The organism is Paenibacillus senegalensis JC66 (genome assembly GCF_000285515.1).
Taxonomy (GTDB): Bacteria; Bacillota; Bacilli; order Paenibacillales; family NBRC-103111; genus Paenibacillus_L; species Paenibacillus_L senegalensis.
The window spans coordinates 435,671-452,866 of record NZ_HE610957.1 but is presented as its reverse complement, the minus strand read 5'-3'; the positions used below and the strand labels follow the sequence as shown (position 1 = coordinate 452,866).

Annotated in this window: 14 protein-coding genes; 11 read left to right on the top strand and 3 right to left on the bottom strand. The window is 47.4% G+C overall.

Going from position 1 to position 17,196, the window contains the following annotated elements; all coding sequences use genetic code 11:
- Positions 1–318: 318 nt before the first annotated feature.
- The 4 genes from PSHG_RS02300 (at position 319) to PSHG_RS02280 (ending at position 3,072) form a co-directional block, all read left to right on the top strand.
- Positions 319–903: a cob(I)yrinic acid a,c-diamide adenosyltransferase gene (locus PSHG_RS02300; RefSeq protein ID WP_010268854.1), complete on the top strand. Its 585-nt coding sequence runs from the start codon at positions 319–321 to the stop codon at positions 901–903.
- A gap of 330 nt (positions 904–1,233) precedes the next feature.
- The gene (locus PSHG_RS02290; RefSeq protein WP_010268850.1) at positions 1,234–1,707 is read left to right on the top strand and encodes a GNAT family N-acetyltransferase; all 474 of its coding nucleotides are present in this window, start codon (positions 1,234–1,236) and stop codon (positions 1,705–1,707) included.
- A 42-nt stretch (positions 1,708–1,749) separates the two neighbouring features.
- The gene (locus PSHG_RS02285) at positions 1,750–2,052 is read left to right on the top strand and encodes a MazG nucleotide pyrophosphohydrolase domain-containing protein (protein WP_010268848.1); all 303 of its coding nucleotides are present in this window, start codon (positions 1,750–1,752) and stop codon (positions 2,050–2,052) included.
- A gap of 342 nt (positions 2,053–2,394) precedes the next feature.
- Complete coding sequence (locus PSHG_RS02280) at positions 2,395–3,072, top strand: HAD family hydrolase (RefSeq protein WP_010268846.1); 678 nt, start codon at positions 2,395–2,397, stop codon at positions 3,070–3,072.
- Between the two features lie 291 nt (positions 3,073–3,363).
- Here the strand turns inward: PSHG_RS02280 and PSHG_RS26405 are convergent, their stop codons facing one another.
- Positions 3,364–4,443 carry a mandelate racemase/muconate lactonizing enzyme family protein gene (locus PSHG_RS26405; protein WP_010268843.1) on the bottom strand — a complete coding sequence of 360 codons (1,080 nt, stop codon included), beginning with the start codon at positions 4,441–4,443 and terminating at the stop codon, positions 3,364–3,366.
- A 225-nt stretch (positions 4,444–4,668) separates the two neighbouring features.
- Entirely contained in the window at positions 4,669–6,078 is a 1,410-nt protein-coding gene (locus PSHG_RS02270) for an extracellular solute-binding protein (protein WP_010268841.1), read from the bottom strand.
- A gap of 301 nt (positions 6,079–6,379) precedes the next feature.
- Here PSHG_RS02270 and PSHG_RS02265 point away from each other — a divergent pair, with 301 nt between their 5' ends.
- The 5 genes from PSHG_RS02265 to PSHG_RS02250 all read left to right on the top strand — a co-directional run bounded on the left by PSHG_RS02265 (position 6,380) and on the right by PSHG_RS02250 (position 12,240).
- Positions 6,380–6,997, top strand: a complete 618-nt coding sequence (locus PSHG_RS02265; protein ID WP_010268839.1) for a hypothetical protein — start codon at positions 6,380–6,382, stop codon at positions 6,995–6,997.
- A gap of 39 nt (positions 6,998–7,036) precedes the next feature.
- On the top strand, positions 7,037–8,275 hold the full coding sequence (locus tag PSHG_RS02260) for a hypothetical protein (RefSeq protein ID WP_148497609.1): 1,239 nt from the start codon (positions 7,037–7,039) through the stop codon (positions 8,273–8,275).
- A 13-nt stretch (positions 8,276–8,288) separates the two neighbouring features.
- Positions 8,289–8,996, top strand: coding sequence for a dienelactone hydrolase family protein (locus PSHG_RS26400; protein ID WP_052310042.1), 708 nt, complete (start codon positions 8,289–8,291; stop codon positions 8,994–8,996).
- 60 nt (positions 8,997–9,056) lie between these two features.
- The gene (locus PSHG_RS29145; RefSeq protein WP_052310041.1) at positions 9,057–9,305 is read left to right on the top strand and encodes a hypothetical protein; all 249 of its coding nucleotides are present in this window, start codon (positions 9,057–9,059) and stop codon (positions 9,303–9,305) included.
- A 76-nt stretch (positions 9,306–9,381) separates the two neighbouring features.
- The gene (locus tag PSHG_RS02250) at positions 9,382–12,240 is read left to right on the top strand and encodes a hypothetical protein (RefSeq protein ID WP_010268829.1); all 2,859 of its coding nucleotides are present in this window, start codon (positions 9,382–9,384) and stop codon (positions 12,238–12,240) included.
- A 1,196-nt stretch (positions 12,241–13,436) separates the two neighbouring features.
- Here the strand turns inward: PSHG_RS02250 and PSHG_RS02240 are convergent.
- Positions 13,437–14,105, bottom strand: coding sequence for a phytanoyl-CoA dioxygenase family protein (locus PSHG_RS02240; RefSeq protein ID WP_010268826.1), 669 nt, complete (start codon positions 14,103–14,105; stop codon positions 13,437–13,439).
- 373 nt (positions 14,106–14,478) lie between these two features.
- Here PSHG_RS02240 and PSHG_RS29140 point away from each other — a divergent pair, with 373 nt between their 5' ends.
- Together PSHG_RS29140 and PSHG_RS02230 are read left to right on the top strand one after the other, a co-directional pair.
- Complete coding sequence (locus PSHG_RS29140) at positions 14,479–15,393, top strand: AraC family transcriptional regulator (protein WP_010268823.1); 915 nt, start codon at positions 14,479–14,481, stop codon at positions 15,391–15,393.
- 149 nt (positions 15,394–15,542) lie between these two features.
- Complete coding sequence (locus tag PSHG_RS02230; protein WP_010268820.1) at positions 15,543–17,159, top strand: extracellular solute-binding protein; 1,617 nt, start codon at positions 15,543–15,545, stop codon at positions 17,157–17,159.
- Positions 17,160–17,196 lie beyond the last annotated feature (37 nt).

Below are 17,196 nucleotides of genomic sequence, written 5' to 3'. Positions count from 1 at the left end.
ACCGGGATTGAAGGGCAATTACCCAAGATTTGTATGACAAATCGTACAAATGCAGCGGATTGAGGTGTGATTACCCGAGATTTGTATGACAAATCGTACAAATGCATACAAATGCATACAAATGCAAGGTCTTTAAGCTATTAAGGAACTGCAGTCAGTGGTTCAGACAAAATTTCGTAGCTGTTTTGTGATTGAGGTACGATTGCCCAAGGATTGCCCATCATGCGGGGAGTTTTATTTTCACAGACAATCTAAGGATGAATGAGTAAATGTAAGAAAACAATAATTAATTTTAACTATAAAGTGGGAGGGTATTTGATGCGAATATATACACGTACAGGGGATCAAGGAGAAACGAGCATTGTTGGCGGCAGGGTATCCAAGGCAAGTGCTAAAGTGGAGGCTTACGGAACTGTAGATGAAGCGAACAGTGTGGTCGGTATGACCATCGCTTTTATTCCCGAATCCGAGCAGGAAGTTCGCGCAGAGCTGGAGAATATTCAGCAAATATTGTTTGATTGCGGAAGCGATCTGGCCAAGAAGGAAGGAATGGAAGCAAGAAGGCCTTTTAAGGTGGAAGAAGACGTGATTGATGATTTGGAAGCTAGAATCGATGCTTATATCGAAGAAGCTCCTAATGTCGAGCGGTTTGTTCTGCCCGGCGGCTCGCAGGCATCTGCTTATCTGCACCTGGCTCGTACCGTTGTCCGCCGTGCAGAACGGAGAGTCGTTGCCTTGGCCCAGGAAGAGCAAATCAATCCTATGGTTTTAAAATATTTAAACCGCTTGTCTGATTATTTCTTTGCACTGGCGCGGGTTATGAACTACCGACTAGGCTATAAAGATGTAGAATACGAGCGCGGTGGCAAGGTGTTCCGGGATATTAAAAGAAAAGGTGACTGAAGCAATTAAAAACGGTGACATGTAGAAATGAGTCTGTTATGCCTCTAGAAAATGGTGTCATGCGGAAGGCGATTAGCAGGAAGGTGGAATTGGGCTACCGTCTCTTCAAGCCTGCAGGCTATGAGGAAAAGAAGAATAAGGCGTGGCCCCTTCTGTTATTTCTTCATGGCATCCGCAAGCGTGGCAATGATTTAAGTTCTGGACGGTTATGGAAGAAGTGTATGGAAATCCGAAAGCTCTACACCTGGCTGCTGAATCATAGGCTGTCTAGGTGAGGTTAATGTAACTGCGCTAAGAAGAAATACATTGGCGAACGAAGGGAGCCAGATCATGTACAAGTACCGCGATGCCCGAAAAGAAGACTTTGATACGATCGCCTCATTCCCGCAAAACGCACGGGAACAATTTTACATGTTTCCCAACGGGACTTACCCTGTCCAAGGCTCGCAATTGTATGAAGTATCTCTGCAGCGTCACCTGCCAACCGTGCTGTTAAAGGGAAGCGAAATTGTCGGCTACAGTGTGTTTTATGGCTGGGAACAGGAAAAGTGCCACCTGGGCAATTTTGTTGTTGCGCCATCTGTAAGAGGACAGGGTGCCGCAAGATTTCTCTTGATGACGATGTTGAAGAGGGCCAAGGAGGAACTGAAAGTCTCAGAACTGCATCTGGTGTGTCATAATCCGAATACGGCTGCGCTGCTGCTGTATACGAGTGTAGGATTTGTTCCTTATAGTGTAAAAAAAATGAAAGACGGCGAAGGCCAACAGTTAGCCGGTATTTCTATGAAAATAGACTTAAGATAGGATATTTAACTTGAGCTGGAAAAGCAAAGCGGAGGCAGCAATATGGATAAGCCTATAACTCTGCAGGCATTACAAGATTATATCAGACGAACCGATCATAACCCGGACAACAAGCATGCCTACTTTTTAAAATTGGTTGAAGAAGTGGGAGAGCTCTCGGAAGTGCTGCGCAAAGACAAGAGACTGGAGCCTGGAGGAACGATTAAAGGCACAATAGAAGAGGAATTGTACGATGTGTTATATTACGTTGTCGGGCTGGCCAATGTGCACGGGATTGATTTGGAGCAATGCTTCCATCTGAAAGAGGAAATCAACCAGGTCAAATGGAGCAAACCGGGGATCTAGCGAACGGCGGGAAACGACGACTGGCAGGAAGGCTGTGCTACCCGAACGATTCGATTCTATCAGTCTAGTATGCTGTTACGGTAGTATGAAGTTACGGTAGTATGCCGTCACGTTGACGTGAGAAGCTGCTTTGGTGTTAGACATGAGCGTGCTGTTTGTAATTATCCTTATATCAACGGTAAATTCAACTTGCAAAGTCAACTGCTTGAGTACAATCAGGCGGCTGACTTTTTTAGTTTACTTGATAAATGGTTTTTAAAATGGACATTTGATACAGGAAAGAAGGACCCGCGCTTAGTTTTACAGAATTTATATTGATATAGACAGAAGGAGGTTGAAAGAGTGATAGACGACGGAGTTAGGGCTATCCTCTTCGATTGTTATGGTACTTTAATCAGTACGGGAAACGGATCCATAACAGCAGTGCAAAAGATTCTCAAGGTTAATCAAGCCGTCCTTGATGAACGGGAATTCTACAGCCTGTGGAAAAGGCAGATGCGGGAAGAATGCATGTCCCGCACCTTTCGCTCGGAGGCCGAGTGCTTTGCAGCAAGTCTGGAAAAGCTATATATCCGCTACAATTTTGACAGGGACGCTAGAACCGATGTTCAATACATGCTGGATACGCTAGGAAACCGACATCGTTTTGAGGAGGCTGCTGATGTGTTAAACCAGCTTCGGGAGCGGTACATGCTAGTCGTTGCCTCCAATAGCGATGAGCTTCCATTACGGGAAGATTTGAAGCGGAGCAAGCTGCCTATCGAACGCATGTTCAGCTCGGAGCAGCTGCGGGCTTACAAGCCGGATCGGAGATTTTTTGAGCAAGTATTAACGAGCATCGGCTTGTCTCCTGAAGAAGCGGTTTATGTTGGAGATTCCCAGACGGATGATGTGCTGGGTGCCCAGGGAGCAGAGCTTCGATGTGTATGGATCAACCGCTTGCAGGAATCGCTTGTACCCGGCATTCCAGAGCCATTCCGGGAGTTAAGCGATTTAACTGGCCTGCTGGATTTTTGCTGAGGAATACGTAGCTCAAGGAGGAGCAGTCGTGTCACCGTTTTCGTGGCGGGAGACGCAAGCCGTGAAAGAATGGAGGCTGCAGTCCTATGACGGTCTACGTCTGACTGCTATTATCTGGCCCCGGCTGTATCTTTACTGAGGGAGGGGAAGGCAGAACAGAATCCCCCAAAGCTGTTATTCTTGCACACGGCTATTCCGGCTATGCTGGGCAAATGGGGGAACTCATCAAGCTATTCGTTTAGGATAAGATAAGCGAGCAGATGAGCTGGCATTTAATGCCGTTCACTCACCTCATAGTGTGCCTTGTCGAGCCAATCCGGGTTGACTTGCACTCCCCACAGGCTCCCGGGGAACCTTGACTTTGCCATCTTTAACCTCGACAGCAGGGTAAAAAAAGTTTTTCGTCCAGGGGTCCAAATACTCCTGATCAATCGAAATTTCAAGAAACGGATAGGCATTAGCAAGAGCTGCGTACATATGGATGCTGAATACCTGCAGCAGGGAGTGGGTGCTGTTATGGGGAGTACAGTACAGTCCTGCTTTTTCCGCCATCCTGGCTACCCGCAAGGCACGGGTAAGACCGCCAATGGAGAGTATATCCGGCTGGGCAATCGACAGGGCCCGCTGCTCAATAATACGTCCCCATTGGGCAAGACAGAAATCCTGTTCACCGCCGGCTACCGGAATACTGAGAGTACGTGCAACTTCAGCTGATTTTTCCATCTGCCAGAACGGACAAGGCTCTTCGAAAAAGCCAATGTCCAGCTGCTCAAACAAACGCCCCAGCTCGATGGCACGGTTGACATCATAAGCACCTTTTGAGTCCACATACAGCTCGCTGTCTGACCCCAGTGCCTGCCTGACAAGGGAGACGACTTCTTCTGTCCGTCCCGGGTACATATCCAAGTTTTTACCGATTCCTTTGCCAATATGAAGCTTGAAAGCTCGAAAGCCCTTATCCTGCATGAGGGCCTTCATTCTATCCGCCTCCAGCTTTGGCGTAATCGTTTTATCCATACTGGAACCATACACATCAACACTTGAGGCTGTGCTGCCAAGCAATTGGGCAACGCCTTTGCCAGCACGTTTGGCTTTCAAATCCCATAGAGCAGTATCAATTCCGGCAGCGGCCCGGCAAATATAAGAGCCGTAGAACTTGTATGTCGATTCGATACAGCGGTCTGATATCTCCTCAATTTGCCCGGCATCCATACCCAGCACCAGCGGTGCCAGCTGCCGATGAACGATCCTGCAGGTGATATCGGTAAAGTCGGGAGCTGTTTGACCGATTCCGCTAAGTCCGTCCTCCGTAGTAATTCTCACTACACATAAATGAGGAGTGGAGTAGGTTTCGATTTTATCAATACGCATAGGCTGCATCTCCTTACAGAATATGGCGGGCATCTGCTTCTAAAACAATCGCCCATTACCATTCTTCAACTGTTTGTAAAATTTCATACTATTTGTAAAAATTTCTAATATATTCAAAAAACGTGGTTATCATCAAGAACTCCGTGTGTTGCGTCGCGGATTTGTGCTTTCTTGATTATGAAGCTGTCAAACGCTTTAACGAGCCGGTGAAAAGGCGAAGCTGGCTTAATCTTGTGAATCTCCGGGTGCAGAGGTCTGTACAAGCTCAATAAAGCGGCTTGAGAACGATTCCGCAGATTCGAGTCCGGACCAGAAGAAGTCCATTTCCTGCTCCCAGTCCTTGAGCACGCTCGGCTTGTTAATCCATTCATATAGAAAATAACAATCACGCAGCTGTGTATCCAGCAACTGAAGGGAATTGAGATACGGCTTATCCCATATTTTCTCGTTCACTGCTTGATGCACCGATAAAAAACCGGTTTTCCGGCTTAACGTTTCCTGCAGCGAAGGGTCGAGAGCGGTCTCAAGGAAAAATAAAGCTAATTCCTGCTCGCTGCTTGCAGTAGGAATCATAAAGGTATTGGCTAGCAGCAATGTAGATGAATTGTGACCGAAAGGCATAGTGGCCACGCGGGCTTCAAAGCCCATCCCTTCACCTTGCCAGTTGCCGAGCTCTACAGAGGTGGTCATCACCATCGCTGCTTTCCCCCGCATAAAGGCTCTGGAGTTAATTTCGTTGTTGGAAGAACGGGACAAGGTAGCAACCCGATAACGGTAAAGAAGATCGTGCAGGAAAGTAAATGTCCGGACAACAGCAAGCTTCTCCAGGTGTTCCTTACGGGTAATGCCCTGCTGCAGAGCAAATACGGGCCAGCGATAAACAGAGGGGGATAACAGCAGGCCGTATTGATCGACAATGCCATCGCCGTCAGTATCCACCGTTAGCTTCTGAGCCGCTCTTAAAAAATCTTCCTTTGTCCATTCCACCCGGGGCTCAGAAACCCCATATTTCTCAAACAACTGAGGATTGTACGCCAAATATACAGTGGAGAACGTAACAGGGACCGCGATCAGCTTGTCTTGACGGAGGCAGGCATCCAGCAGACGGGGATATATTTGCCGCAGCTGGTTCTTGAAGGGTTCACCTAATTCAACATAATGCTTATCATTAGGATCGAGTTCGTTAAATTGCCGGTCTGTTATAAATATCAAGTCCGGAACGATTCCGTTTTCCCGCATGGTTCGGACGGACTCCCAAAAATTCACTGTAGGAAACTGGATAAGCTTTAACTCGACATGAGGATATTTTTGCTGAAAAGCTGTCGTGATCAACGGCATAACATGATCGACAAAATAGGACGGGGAGGTAACTGCTATCCGCAGCACCTTTCGTTCACTCTTTGGAATTACAAGGTCTGGAGAGACCATCGTGCCCTGGCCGGTTTTTTTGATAATCAGTCCTTCCTGCAGCAGCTTGTCCAAAGATCTCCTCACGGAAGTCCGGCTTAGCCCATAGTATTGGCACAGCTCGAATTCCGACATTAAAAACTGCCCTGGTCTGATGTACCCCGAATAGATTTGTTCTCTTAAAATATTTGCCAGTTTGCTGTATAAAAAGTTTTTCTCTCTTTTCATGTATTCACCTATCCTCTTTCACCGCGAAAATAAAAAAAGTACATGTTAGATACAATATAGCATTTTATCAAAGAAATTGAAGCTTTTAATCACATGTTTTTGCATATTTTTATTGGAATAACGATTTGTATGTTGGGTTTTTTTTATTTCTAGAAGGAAAATTTATGTTGACAGACCACATGTTAGAAGTATATCTTCTTTTTAGATACAGGTTAGATACATAGAAGGAAGAATGCCCTGTAGTTAGGAGCGTCAAAAAAAGGATAGGCAGAGTGCCTGTATAGCAAAGGGGGATTTCTAGTTGAATGAAGGACGCACGAACAGCTTTGTAAATCATGGAGTTCCCGTCCATGCAGAAGAATCGCGAACGGGAGCCGTGTGCACCAACAAATCGGGAGAAAGCCGGATCGTATTGGCAGCCAAAGGTTTTGTAGTCATTGTAGATCCATTGACAGAGCGGAACGTGCAGCTCTTTTTTCCCGCAGGAAACCGTGAATATCCTTATGCCTCCTTTAGTGATAGTCTAGGCTATTTTTATACAGGAGCCGGACGCATGTTTATGATGCTGGATCCTTTTCGGGAAAGCTTTGTTTATTATGAGACGGTTGGATATTCAGCAGAGCTGCTGTCATTTAGCTTTGAAGAGAATGCGGAAAAAGATGAGATCTATTTTACCGCTTATCCTACCTGTCATTTATATAAATTTAATAGAGTGAGCAAGCAGACGGTTCTAGTTACCCGTTTGGACAGCAGGCAGATGTATCCCAGTCATTTGGCACTGGGGAAGGATGGCTGGCTGTACGCTGGAGTAGGCACCGAAAGGAAAACGATCGTTGCTTATCACCTGGCAAACGGAGAATTGCGTTCCCTTGTTCCAGAAGAACAGCGGACCCGGGGTATGGGAGTCGTGTACCGCTGAGTAGACGGACAGGTATACGGGCATTGGAGCTATCAGGATTTGCGGGAAGAGAAGGAGCCATCGTCATTACCATGGTATAGATTGTACAATGGGAAGGCTGAATCAGTTCCTTACGCAGACATTGCCAAATCCCTGTACGAGGGAGACGGATTTCACAAGCTACATCGCCAGCTGGAAGGTGAGCTCCAGGTCGTCAGCTTCGAGTTAGCGGAGCGTGAACTGTTGCTTCGTGATTCTACAACAGGTGGGCATCGGCGGATAAAGCTTGATTTCGCGACGGAAGGTACTCCGCTCAGCACCCTTGTAGCCGGGCCGGACGGCAAAGTATATGGAACCTCCAAGCATCCGCTTCATTTCTATCAATTTGATCCGTTAACCGAATTATTTCATGATTACGGCGGGAGACCTATAGAACTGGGAGGGGGAGGCAATATTGCCGCTTTTGCAGTGACGGGCAGCTATATTGGTGGGGCAGCTTATGCCGGCGGTCATTTTCATTTGTTTGATGTTCGTCTGCCGGTAACGCCTGATCAAGCCGCTTCCCCTGAGCCGGAACGTGCAAACAGTCCAGGTCCCTGTACGCGAAATCCAAGAAAGGTATGCAGTCATGCAGCTATTCATCGCCCGCGATGCGCTTTGGCACTTAGCGATGGAAAGCATATGGTCTATGGCGGATTTCCCGGCTACGGAATGGTGGGCGGGGGACTTTGCTTTTACGATCTCGAGGAGGATCGAGACAGGCTGTTTACGCATGAGCAATTGATTCCGTACCACAGTACATTATGTCTGACCGAGAAATCAGCGAATTGCATCATTGGCGGCACCAGTGTAGAAACTCATGGGGGAGCCGTGCCGGTAGATTCGACAGCCCAAATCTATGAGTTCGACTGGCAACAGGGTGTCGTAAACCGGTCATGGAAGCCTTTGCCGGAAGCACGGGAATACGTCTGGGTCGAATTGGACGAGACCGGCCGGCTTCATGGATTAACGTCGCAGTCCGTCTATTTTGTAATGGAGCCGGACAGCGGAGTTGTTGCCGCCCGACGAGATTTGTCTTCCTGGGGTTTTCCCGTTAACGGTGGTATGCATAGATACGCATCAGACCGAGTGGTTGGGGTACTTAATCAATCGGTCATCTCGATCACCTTGTCAACAGCGCAAGTTACCCAGCTGGATAAAACCCCAGAGAAGATCACAGCGGGCTTGGCTGTCTTAAACGAAACAATGTATATGGCTGCAGGGAATAAGCTGCTGAGCTACCCGCTGCCAACAATTTGAAAGGAGTGAGGCTATGGCTTATCCGCTCGCCGCTTTGACCACCACACATTGGCCTTCGTTAACGGATGGTTTGAAAACGATTTCAGACTGGCAGAAGAGAAAAGAACAGCTATTGATTATATGGAAAGACTACTTAGGTGAAATACCGGAACGGGTCGCCTTAAACTATGAGATTTTGGCAGAGACTAAGGAAAAGGATCACTGGAGATTGCATTTGCGGTATGCGACCGGATTTGATGATTGGGTGACCGCTTACTTATTAATTCCTGGAACCAGCATGAATCCGAGTGGAAACTATCCGGCCATTATCGCCATGCATCCTACGAGTGAATTGGGCAAAGGCGATGTGGCCACGCCCGAAGGCAGAGCCAATCGTTTGTACGGAATAGAGCTGGTTTCCCGGGGCTTTGTCGTTCTGGCTCCAGATATGATTTCTGCTGGTGAAAGAATTTACGAGGGCGCTGATGCATATCAAACTGCACCATTTTACAAGCAATTTCCGGCTTCCACCGCTATTGGCCGCATGATTCACGATCATCAGCAGGGCCTGGATCTACTGGCAGCCTTGCCTTATGTGGACTCAAATCGCTTTGGAGCGGTTGGTCACTCCTTGGGGGCTTATAATGCTTTTATGCTGGCTACAATGGATGAGCGGGTCAAGGCTATCGTCTCGAGCTGCGGGTTAAGCTCCTTTGCAGGTGATCAGGATCCAAATCGCTGAGGGCTGCGTTATTGGTTTTCACATATACCCCGCTTAAGCGAAGACATTGAGAACGGAGTCGTGCCCTTTGAATGGCATGAAATAGCCGCTCTTTGCGCTCCTACTCCTTTCTTTAACTGGATGGGGCAAAAAGATCCTATTTTTCCTCATTGGGAATTTATTGCTAAGGCTTCACTTGAAATTAGCCATCTGTATAGTTTTCTGGATAAAGAAGATCATTACGTCGGGTGGATGGGCAGCGCCGGTCATGATTTTCCGGAAGCGGTCCGCAAAGCCAGCTATCAATTTTTGCAGAAATGGCTTGGATAAGTACTTCTGTGTACATTTTACTGCATCCTATGGAACTTGCGAGACCATCTTTCTAGCAGACAGGAGAGGATAGCAAATGTCATTAAGCCGTAATCGAATGATCCTATGGACCCTCATATTTTTTCTTACCCTCAGCACATTCCCGCTGGTTGCTCAAGCTTCAGTTATACAGGAAATGAACGAGCATGGGAGTTTTTCTGCTGCAGGGTTAACGAATGGAGGTTTTGAAAATGACGATGAAGACACGGGTGCAGTTGCAGGATGGCAGAGTAACGGTTCTGACGGTTCTGGCGGACCTATCCAGGTTACCGCTGCTGTTTACAAAGAAGGACAGCGGAGTGCTTTTATCGAGCATCATGCTTCGTTTACTGCCACTGGAATTGTTAGTGATTTGATTGCTGTCAATCCATTTGACAATATCATCGCATCTGCTGAAGTTTTGCGCGTTTTGGGCTCAGAGGCTACTATGGATTTGCGTTTTTACAATAACAATGAAGAATTGATTTCGATCGTCAGCGGACTTATCCAAGGACCAATCGGCGAGTGGAGTGAAGTCCGCGCTGCAGCCTCTGCTCCTAAAGACGGGGCTGCGGTACAAGTAGCTTTTACTATACCAGATCAGCAAGAGGGAAGCTTTTATGTTGACGATGTCCAATTGACGGTTAATGAAACACCGGATTATATTACCAGTCTGGGACCGCAATCCACAAGCCTGACTATCATGAAGGGGGCATACGGCCGGGACCCGCTTGGCCGGGATGTCCTCTACACTGTAGCGCAAGGAGATCCTGCTAAATTTATAGCGATGGATGTGCATACGAACGAACTGTATGCGGAGAAGCCTTTGGTTGCATTGGACGGCAGTTTTGCCACAGCTGCCTGGGCGATAACGGTTGCTACAGATGGCAAGGTGTACCTGGGCAGCACGCCGAACGGGACCTTGTTTCAATACGATCCTTTGACGGATCACCTAAGAGCTATCGGCAAACCGGCATCGACCGAGACGGTGATCTGGGTTCTTGTCCCCGGTCAGGACGGCAAGGTTTATGGAGGGACGGCTTACAATCAAATCTTGTTCGAGTATGATCCCGTCACGGATCAGACAACGACATTGACCTCCTTTAAAGGCTCTACCAGGGAGTACCATCTGCGCAGTCTGGCTTATGATGAAGACCGTCACGTGCTTTATGCAGGCGCTGCTGATGTAGTCCGGTTATATGAATATGATTTAACGACAGGCGCCAGCCGTGTCTTAAACCCGCCGGGCTTTGCCGGAAAAACTTCAGTGTACGATTTAATGTATACCGGGGGCAAGCTGTTTGTACGAACGGATCCCGGCCCGGAAATGTTCGTTTACGATCCCGAAGAGGAGACGTGGCTCGTTACTAACAATACAGCCTATAACACCCGGGGATTTTCGGAGGTATCTCCAGATGGACGCGTATTCTATACGTATTACGAGACAGTGGAGGGCGGAGGAAATCAATGGTCCTTATACGCCTATGACATCGAAACGGGGGAGTACGGCTCCCTGAATGCCGATGTGAAGGGACCGGCGATCGGGTTTCATTACGTGGAGCTTGAGGATCCCGATTTTCCGGGTATTAGCCTTGTAGGATTATCAGGCAACAGCGGTCGTGCCTTCTACTATAACCTGCAGAACGGTAATATAAAGACGGCTGAGCTGCCTATTCCTCCTCAATTTGTCGAGCTGTTCAGCATTGCCAAAAGCGTGGATGGAAAAATGTTATCATCCGGGTTTATTTCCGGAGGGGGAATGGGAATCTATTCTCCAACACTTAATGAAACGGTTCATCATGCAAGCCTCGGACAGATTGAGGGATATGGCAGCTTGAACGGACTGATGTATTTTGGGGGTTACCCTAATGCATCCGTATTCGTATATGACCCTTCAGCAGAATGGAACCGGACCGACCCAAGCCAGCCGCAAAACCCGTTCAGAATTGCCCAGCTTGGCCAACAGCAGGATCGGCCAATCGCTTTGCTTGGCGTGGAAGAAGAAAATAAATTATACATTGGCAGCTATCCGATAGCCGGTACTGTTGGCGGGGCGCTAACTATTTATGATCCTAATACTAATACATTTGATGTTAAGCGCCACATTGTTCCTAATCATTCTATTAATTCTCTATTATACCGGGATGGATTGCTCTATATGGCTACCAGTTCTATGGAGGGAGGAAGCGGCGAGATTGCCATCTATGATACAGCTCAAGGAAAGGTAGTGTCCTCTCAAGCCCCTGTACCCGGGAAACGGACCGTAACCGCTTTGCTTTGGGGGCCCGACGGCAACATTTGGGGAATGGCATTAGGCACGCTGTTTATTATGAATCCAGATACCGGGGAAATAGTTTATAGCGACGACAAGTTTCCGACGGCTGATTATTCCCACAGTAATCCGCAATTCATGATAGGCACAGACGGTCATATTTATGGCTCAATATATACCGGTTATGTCGCAAATCGGACTTATACAAGTAAACTGATCAGGATTGATGCAGAGACTAAGGAAGTAACGATTTTACTAGAAAGTAACGTGGAGAAATTGGCCCAGGACGATTTTGGCAACTTCTATTTCAAGTATGGCAGTGAGCTAATGAAGTATAGTGATCCGGCATTAGTTGTAGGTTTAACCGGTGCTCAGCTGGAGGTAAAAGCGACTCGCCTGAGCCGCGGAGAGACAACCACAACAGCACTTACGGCATTGCTGGAAAAAGGGCGCTCTACAGTAGAACTCTCCGGAGCAGAGATAAGCTATCACAGCAGCAAGACTAAGGTGGCGGAGATTGATGATTATGGGGTAATTCACGCCAAGCATCCAGGACGTACTGAGATTACAGCTGCGATTACGCTGGACGGAATCACGGTTGTTTCTAATTCTGTTTCTCTGTTGGTTACTGGATCTCATCCATAATTGGTTTGAAGGGTCATCTTGATGCAAATAATATAGTAGGGGCTGTCCGGAAAGTCCCCAAATAAAAAGTTGGGCGGAAGTAGTGTCCGTCCAACTTTTTTTGTCATGTTGTTTTTGTAAGAAAGTAGCGAGGCGGAGGCCTGCTACTTTCAGTAGGTTGCGGGCCAATGCCACAATCCCAAACTCCTCAACGTGAACCTTTTCAACGTGAACATTGTCCATTCCCCGTAAGGAGAACCGTCGGAATGACTGATTGCCCTTGAGGTGACCGCACACGCTTTTTATCTCCACTTATAGTTGTCCTAGGGTATGAGAAAATCAAATCGCGGCTGTTTTTCTTCGCCCGCCGCATCCAAGTAGTTTTCCTCACCGCCATAGCCCGCATCAGCAATCACGGTTTTGGGCATGGGTAAAGAAGACGCGGCCAATCGCTCGCCAATCACTCCATATGCGGAATGAAGCAGCGTGTATCCGTGGGACGCATTACGAATGCTGTAGAACAAAACAAACTGGTAGCGGCGATTGTATGCGGTTTTTCTGTGAAAATAACCCCCCCCGCGTATACTCCCCGCATGATGAGCAAGCTCGGGTAATCGGCCTTAATCACATAACTTGATACGAGATTTCGTCTGAAACACTGGCTGCAGCTTCTTAAACCCCGGCATTTGTACGATTTTGGGTAATCACCCTCCAATCCCCTGCATTTGTACGACGTTTCATACAAATCTCCGGTAATCGCACCTCACCCCCATGCATTTGTACGACATTTCGTACAAACCGCAGGCAACAAGCCCGCGAAGCCCTCGAACCCCGCCACCCGTGGCTACTTTTCATGCTGGAGTTGTGACTGAGAATTCAATGGCATGACTGTTTTCGCATACACTTCGCCTCGAGCCCCGCTACTGCAGCGAATGCATGCGGTTTTTCGCATACACTTCGCCCGGGGCCCGCTACTGCAGCGAATGTATGCGGTTTTTCGCATACAATTCCGCATACAATTCGCCACGGGGCCGCTGGCCTCGGGTTAGCTGCTTGGGGATTGCTTATTCTAGCTATCGGGCGGAACGTCCGCGTCCATTTTTCGGACAGCCCCAATCAGTACAGCACCAATCAGTTCTTCTAAACATAACTATATAACTCCATTCATTGCGGCTGCGATATTGGTAGGAAGATAGTTGTCCGGTTGATCGTAGCCGCTATATTTGAAATGCTGCTTTAGCCCAAGAATATTCAGGATCATCCTGAGCACCGTCCTTATAAGTGGAGATTAATGCCCAACGATCTTGACCGGAGCTGTTAGGATAGGAGGCATGGTACAGCAAATCGTGGAAAATAATCGCGTCTCCGCGTGATGCAACCACATCGATGATGTTCTGTCCTTCGATGTCTTTGTTCTCCAAACGATTTTTGAAACCTAGACCGTCAGAAGTATCTCCGTCATGGCTGGCTGACCCCAATAGATGGGAGCCAGGAACAATTCTTAAGCAACCGTTTTCCGGGGTAGCGTCATCCAAAGCAATCCAAACGGAAACTTTGTGGCTTCCTTTCCAATAGGGATAATCCTGATGCCAAGGCGAACCGAAATCAGTGGAAGCATCTTTGAAAACGAGCTTATCACTGAGGAACACAACGTTGTCCCCGATGATTTGCTGGAGTGCTTGAACCAGTACGGGGTGAGCAGCTGCTTGTTTAAAAACGGGACTGGCTACCGCCATTCCAACATAAACTCCTTCTTTTCCTACTCCGTTTTGCTTCAATACTTCTCTGGCAGTTTCTTTGTACCTGTGAATGTCTTCCTCCGAAAACAATCCGCGAATAATAACGTACCCTTCCCGTTCATAGTTTTCCTTGATATTTTCGGTCATAGCGTAAATCCTCCTAAACAATTTTGATGGCTCTCTCTAACAAAGGTAACGTGAAACGGATAAAACGAAAATGCATCATACGGGTGAATTTATGTACAAAAATGATATTTTGTCATGGACTTTTTTGTAAAAATCAAATTCGTGCACAAAATCACTATTTTCCTGCATTGAGGAGGTAAATGCTATCCCGGATAATGAAAGCATGCTTGACTTAGAATTATCAAAGTGTGAGAGGCGGTAATGAACAGGGGGTGGCGTTATTCAGTACGCTCCCAAAGTGGGAGGGAATGCGTGCAAAACCCGGTGGAGGATAACGAATTTGCGGCAGGGCAAGGTATAATACTTGTATTCAGTCAGAAAGGAGCTGCCTGCCATGTCTTCTCAATTAGTTCAATCCGCTTTTGACTTCGAGCGGGTCCGGCTCATTGTATCCGGGGACTTTACCGTTAAGCCTGGATGGGTGTATGGCCCGGTCCTTCACTCGAATTATCAAATCGTTTACTTTCCGGCCGTATCCGAAACCCGATTTGTAACCTCGAATAAATCGTTAGTGCTCAACAAGCCTTGCGTCATTATTACGCCGCCCGATGTAACTCATTCCTATGAATTTGACGCCAAACAGCCGGTCCGTCATTTGTTTGTTACGTTTCGGTGGGAGCGGGATGAGGCGGAGGGAGATAGCGAATCGGCGTATACAGAACCGGTTTTTCTACACTCCGTGGAGGAAACCATTGTGCCTATGCTGCTTCAGCAAATATTATTTCTTTCGAATAAGAAGGTATATAGGTGGGAAGAACGCTGTAAAACGCTGCTTGTCTCCGCTTTAATGGAGCTGGAGGGGCTGAAGGGCTCTCCTTCCTCGAAGCTTCCACCGATCTCGGACACCAGGCATTCTCTGCCGGTTCTAAAGGCTCTGGACTACATCGACAATCATTTGAATGAACAGATTTCAATTTATGAGCTTGCCAGAGAGGCGGGCTGGAGCCATGAGCATTTTACACGTAAATTTGTCCAATATACGGGAATTTCCCCCCAGAAAGCGATTGTTCAACGCAGAATTGAACGGGCGTGCCAGCTGCTGCTGCAGGGCAAGTCGAATATTTCTGAAATTGCCTATGCTGTTGGCTTTAAAAACGTACACTATTTCTACCGAACCTTTATGAATATTAAGAAAATGACGGCTTCTCAGTATCGCGAGAAATATTCTGCCCCGCATCTGATGCATTTGTCACCGGTGAACGATCTGGCCGCTGCTTATCCCCTTAATCGTTATAATTATTACCCCTAAAGGTAATTTGGGCTCACTCTCCTTCGCATCAGGCAGGTGCTGAAGCCCTGGAGCTTCTTTGGTAACCGTACCTTTTCGTTTGGCTGACCTTTGTGTAAACGATTTCTTCTGAGGTAGGGTGAAATTTTAAAAAAGAGGGGGATTTATGGATGAAAAGAAGGAACAGGACAGTCACCGCGGCGTGCGCTCTAAGCTTAGCTCTGCTCATGACGGGCTGCGGTGCACAAGGTGGCAAGGAGGGAGCTGAGGGGGAAAAGGAAATCGCGCCTAGTGAAAACATGAATTTGACCGGCTTTCCTATTGTGAATGAACCGATCCAGCTTACTTTCCTTGCAGGTGCAGCCCCTACGAGCAACTCGAACTGGAACACGGTCAGGCTGTTCACTGAGTACGCAGAGATGACAAATATAAACGTCGAATGGCAGATGGTGCCAACAGATGCGCTGCATGAAAGAGTCAACCTATTGTTGGCGAGCCGCGATTATCCGGATGCATTCCATACCGCCAGGCTGACTATAGCTGATATCATGAAGCACGGGGGAGAGGGCACATTTATCCCGCTGAATGATTTGATTGACGAATACGCTCCGAATTTTAAAAAGCTGCTGGATGATAATGAAGATTTGCGTAAGGGACTTACGATGCCGGATGGCAATATCTACTCTTTCCCGACGTACTATGATCCTGATTTTACTTACGTCCTCGTCAGTTCCCCCTTGTGGTTGAACGAGACCTGGCTGGAGCAGTTGGGGATGAACCCGCCGGCAACAACAGATGAGTTTTATAACTATTTGAAAGCGGTTAAAGAAACGGATTTAAACGGCAACGGTATTCTGGATGAAATCCCCTATGCGGGGGTTCGCCCAGATAATCTGGTTAACCATTTGAAAGGAGCGTGGGGACTAGGCAATCGTGGACGTTCTCATCCTTATGTTGATGTAAACCCGGAGTCTGGCGAGCTTCGGTTCATTCCTACAGACCCTAGATTTAAAGAAATAATGGAGTACGTTCACAAGCTGTACAAAGAAGGCTTGCTTAATGAAGATATTTATACGATTACGAGCAACGAGTTTTACGCTAGAGGGACTGAAGAAGGAAACTACGGCTCTTCCATTATTACAAGTATGGAGACGCTTATGGGACTGACCAATTATGTAGGAGCCCCTGCCTTGGAAGGACCGCATGGAGACAGGATTTTCTCTTTTTATGGATCACCGCTCGCAGCTCCAGGCTCATTTGTTATTACAAACCAAAATCCTTATCCGGCTGAAACGGTTCGCTGGATTGATTACTTTTATGGGGATGAAGGAAATCTTAAATTTTTTATGGGGTGGGAAGGGGAAACCTATGAGACGCTTCCGGACGGAACCCTTCAGTACACAGAGAACATAACTAACAGTCCGGATGGAAGAACACTTGAGCAGGTGCTTATGCAGTCTTTAACCTGGGCGGGCGGCTCTTACCCCGGTATCGTTAAGGAAAGTACATTTAAAGCCGCGCTGCCTGCAATGATTGAAGCGGCGGACCGGGTCGCTCCTTATAAGCCGGAAGAGGTGTGGCCGGCGTTCAGCTACATGCCGGATGAATCACAGCAAATGAGTCAGCTCCTTGCTGACATTGACGCATATGTTAAGGAAATGCAGGCAAAATTTATAACCGGTGGATTAGATGAGTGGGATCGTTACGTAGAGCAGTTAAACCGAATGGGCTTGTCTGAATTTATGGAGCTTTATAATGCTGCTTATAAACGCTACAAAGAAGGCTGAGTAAGTTCGCAGCAATGTAAAAAAACCACCAGGCTCC

Coding starts and splice junctions, on each gene's coding strand:
- PSHG_RS26400 (WP_052310042.1), top strand. CDS start 8,289: ATGGCTTATCCGCTCGCCGCTTTGACCACCACACATTGGCCTTCGTTA.
- PSHG_RS02240 (WP_010268826.1), bottom strand. CDS start 14,105: ATGACCGAAAATATCAAGGAAAACTATGAACGGGAAGGGTACGTTATT.
- PSHG_RS02290 (WP_010268850.1), top strand. CDS start 1,234: ATGTACAAGTACCGCGATGCCCGAAAAGAAGACTTTGATACGATCGCC.
- PSHG_RS02285 (WP_010268848.1), top strand. CDS start 1,750: ATGGATAAGCCTATAACTCTGCAGGCATTACAAGATTATATCAGACGA.
- PSHG_RS26405 (WP_010268843.1), bottom strand. CDS start 4,443: ATGCGTATTGATAAAATCGAAACCTACTCCACTCCTCATTTATGTGTA.
- PSHG_RS29140 (WP_010268823.1), top strand. CDS start 14,479: ATGTCTTCTCAATTAGTTCAATCCGCTTTTGACTTCGAGCGGGTCCGG.
- PSHG_RS02270 (WP_010268841.1), bottom strand. CDS start 6,078: ATGAAAAGAGAGAAAAACTTTTTATACAGCAAACTGGCAAATATTTTA.
- PSHG_RS02300 (WP_010268854.1), top strand. CDS start 319: ATGCGAATATATACACGTACAGGGGATCAAGGAGAAACGAGCATTGTT.
- PSHG_RS02250 (WP_010268829.1), top strand. CDS start 9,382: ATGTCATTAAGCCGTAATCGAATGATCCTATGGACCCTCATATTTTTT.
- PSHG_RS02230 (WP_010268820.1), top strand. CDS start 15,543: ATGAAAAGAAGGAACAGGACAGTCACCGCGGCGTGCGCTCTAAGCTTA.